This is a genomic window from Streptomyces sp. SBT349 (assembly GCF_001083795.1).
Taxonomy (GTDB): Bacteria; Actinomycetota; Actinomycetes; order Streptomycetales; family Streptomycetaceae; genus Streptomyces.
The window spans coordinates 1-3,342 of sequence record NZ_LAVK01000540.1; the positions used below are offsets into that span (position 1 = coordinate 1).

Below are 3,342 nucleotides of genomic sequence, written 5' to 3' on the forward strand. Positions count from 1 at the left end.
GCGACGAACCCACCGGCAACCTCGACTCCCGCGCCGGCGCCGAAGTCCTCGGCTTCCTGCGCCGCTCCGTCGACGACCTCGGCCAGACCATCGTCATGGTCACCCACGACCCCGTCGCCGCCGCCTACGCCGACCGCATCGTGTTCCTCGCGGACGGCAGGATCGTCGACGAGATGCGTGACCCGACGGCCGACCTGGTCCTGGACAGGATGCGCGGATTCGACGCCCAGGGGCGCACGTCGTGAGTGTGCTGAAGACGTCGCTGCGCAGCTTCTTCGCGCACAAGTGGCGGATGATCCTCTCCGGGATGGCCGTGGTCCTCTCGGTGGCGTTCGTCTGCGGGACGCTGGTGTTCACCGCCACGATGAACACGACGTTCGACGCGCTGTTCGCCGAGACCGCGTCGAATGTCATGATCGCGGCGGAGGACGAGGACGGCAGCGTGGTCGAGGAGGGCTCCGCCACCGGGCGGCCCGAGACCGTTCCCAGCACGCTGGTGGACGAGGTCTCCGCGGTCGACGGCGTGGAGCAGGTGACCGGCACGGTCGCGTCCACCAGCGCCGTGGTGGTGGACGACCAGAACGAGAACGTGAGCCCCAGCACCGGGGCGCCGACCATCGTCACCAACTGGTCCGAGATCGAGCTTCGTTCCATGGAGGTCGTCGAGGGCTCGCCGCCCGAGGGCCGCGACCAGGTGATGATCGACTCCCAGACCGCCGAGGACAAGAACCTCGCGCTCGGCGACCGGATGCGCCTGCTGACGGTCTTCGGGGACTTCCCGGTCACGGTCAGCGGGATCGCCGAGTTCCAGATCACCAACCCCGGCGCCGCCATCATCTACACCGACCTGCCCACCGCCCAGGAGTACCTGCTGGGCGGCTCCGAGGACATCACCAACATCTATGTGGACTCGAACGGGCAGATATCCGACGAGGAACTGAAGAGCGCGATCGCCGCCGTCATCGGCGCCGACACCTACAAGCTCCAGACCGCGGACGAGTACATCGAGGAGAACCGCGACGCGATCGGCCAGGTGCTGAGCATCCTGGAGTACGTGCTGCTCGGCTTCGCCGGCATCGCGCTGCTGGTCGGCATCTTCCTCATCGTCAACACGTTCTCGATGCTGGTCGCGCAGCGGACCCGGGAGATCGGGCTGATGCGGGCGATCGGTTCGAGCCGCCGCCAGATCAACCGGTCCGTGCTGATCGAGGCGCTGCTCCTCGGCATCATCGCGTCGATCGTCGGCTTCGGCGTCGGCGTGGGGCTCGCGGTCGGCCTGATGGCCCTGATGAGCGCCGTCGGGCTCAACCTGAGCACCGAGGACCTCACCATCAGCCCCTCGGTGCCGATCGTCGGCGTCGTGCTCGGCGTGCTCGTCACGCTGATCGCCGCCTACATCCCCGCCCGCAGGGCCGGGACGATCAGCCCGATGGCCGCGCTGCGTGACGCGGGCATGCCCGGGGACGTGCGGGCGGGACGGATTCGGGCGCTGATCGGCGCCGTGCTCACGGTCCTCGGCCTCGTCTCGCTGGGGGCCACCGCCTCCGCGGAGGACGCGGCGGGCGGCGCGGGCTTCCTGGCGCTGGGCATCCTGTTCAGCCTCGTCGGCATGATCCTGGTCGGGCCCGCGCTGGTCGGCCTCGTGGTCCGGGGCATCAGCGCCCTGGTGCTGCGCGGCTTCGGCCCGGTGGGCCGCCTCGCCGAACGGAACGCGCTGCGCAACCCCCGCCGCACCGGCGCCACCGCCTCCGCTCTGATGATCGGCCTCGCGCTGGTCGCGGGCCTCTCGGTGGTCGGCTCCTCGATGGTGGCCTCGGCCACCGAGGAGATCGACAGCTCGCTCGGTGCCGACTACATCATCCAGACGGGGAACTTCACGCCCGTCCTGCCCGAGATCACCGACGCCGTCGCCGATACCGAGGGCCTGGCCAGCGTCACGCCGTTCCACCAGATCGAGGGCCAGATCACCGACTCGGCCGGCGGGGAGGACGACATCTGGCTCGGCGCGGCACCGCCCAGCTACACGGACGACGTCGAACTCGACGTCGCCGAGGGCGACATCGCCGACATCTACGAGTCGGACGCCATCTCCGTCGCCTCCGACTACGCCGAGGAGGAGGGCGTCGCCGTCGGGGACGAGGTGACCGTCACGTTCGACGGCGGCAACGAGGCCACGCTCATGGTGGCCGCCATCGTGAACACCGGGTCCACCATCTCCGCGGCGTGGAACGTCTCCCTGGAGACGCTCCAGCGGCATGTGCCGGAGGAGCAGATCGCGCTGCCGTTCGTCCTGTTCGCCACGGCGGAGGACGGCCGGCAGGAAGCGGCGCGCGCCTCGCTGGAGACGGCGATGGAGCCGTACCCGCAGATGGAGGTCAGGGACCAGGCCGAGTACAAGGACCTGATCCAGGGTCAGGTCGGGCAACTGCTCAACATGGTCTACGGCTTGCTGGCACTGGCGATCATCGTGGCCATCCTGGGCGTGGTGAACACGCTGGCGCTGTCGGTCATCGAGCGGACGAGGGAGATCGGCCTGATGCGGGCGATCGGCCTCTCCCGCCGCCAGCTGCGCCGGATGATCCGCCTGGAGTCCATCGTGATCGCCCTCTTCGGCGCCCTCCTCGGCCTCGGCCTCGGCATGGCCTGGGGCGCGGCGGGCCAGCAACTGCTGGCCTTGGAGGGGATGGACGTCCTGGAGATCCCGTGGGGCACGATCATCGGCGTCTTCATCGGCTCCGCGGTCGTCGGCCTCCTGGCCGCCCTCCTTCCCGCATTCCGCGCGGGCCGGATGAACGTGCTGAACGCGATCGCCACCGAGTGACCGGCCCTCCGGCCACTCGCGTTCCCCGCCGCCCGCCCACCCCCTCGCCGGGGGTGGGCGGGCGGCCCGCGTCAGGACAACTCCACCGGCACCAGCCATCCCACCGCGGCGCCCACCCGCTCGCCGCGGTGGACCAGCCGCCACAGCACCGCCTCCCCAGGGAGCCCGGCCCGCTCCGCCACCCGCCCCGAACCGTCGTTGCCGACCTCGGCCCGCCACGCGAAGGCGAGACGCCCGGCGAAGGACTCCGCGCGCCCGCGCTCATAGGGCGTCATGGGGCGAGGGCGGGTCGGCGAAGTGCCGCCTCACGGCCTCGCGCGACACCTCACGCCCCGGTCGCCATCCCGGGCGCCGAACGGACACGGCCGGGGCCCACCACGCCTCCATGACCGCCGCTCCACCCGACGCCCTTCACCGCGCCGGTTCGGCCTGTCCCGCGGTGGGACCCTCCGGGGCGGCCCCTCCCGGGGCCGGGCCCGTGGATTCGCGGTTGACCAGCGTCGGAGGACGCACCGGTGGGG

2 protein-coding genes and 1 pseudogene are annotated in these 3,342 nt (G+C 71.2%); 2 read left to right on the forward strand and 1 reads right to left on the reverse strand.

The features are described from left to right. Both ADY01_RS34265 and ADY01_RS34270 read left to right on the forward strand, forming a co-directional pair. Positions 1-245: pseudogene (locus ADY01_RS34265) on the forward strand (ABC transporter ATP-binding protein); the annotation flags it as partial. Next, positions 242-2,821, forward strand: a complete 2,580-nt coding sequence (locus tag ADY01_RS34270; protein ID WP_049580683.1) for an ABC transporter permease — start codon at positions 242-244, stop codon at positions 2,819-2,821. The pseudogene ADY01_RS34265 and the gene ADY01_RS34270, both read left to right, overlap by 4 nt. 71 nt (positions 2,822-2,892) lie before the next feature. Here the strand turns inward: ADY01_RS34270 and ADY01_RS34275 are convergent, their stop codons facing one another. Continuing rightward, positions 2,893-3,096 carry a hypothetical protein gene (locus ADY01_RS34275; RefSeq protein WP_049580684.1) on the reverse strand — a complete coding sequence of 68 codons (204 nt, stop codon included), beginning with the start codon at positions 3,094-3,096 and terminating at the stop codon, positions 2,893-2,895. Positions 3,097-3,342 lie beyond the last annotated feature (246 nt).

Bases quoted from the DNA above. Each gene is read 5' to 3' on its own strand.
- ADY01_RS34275 (WP_049580684.1), bottom strand. From the start codon at position 3,096: ATGACGCCCTATGAGCGCGGGCGCGCGGAGTCCTTCGCCGGGCGTCTC.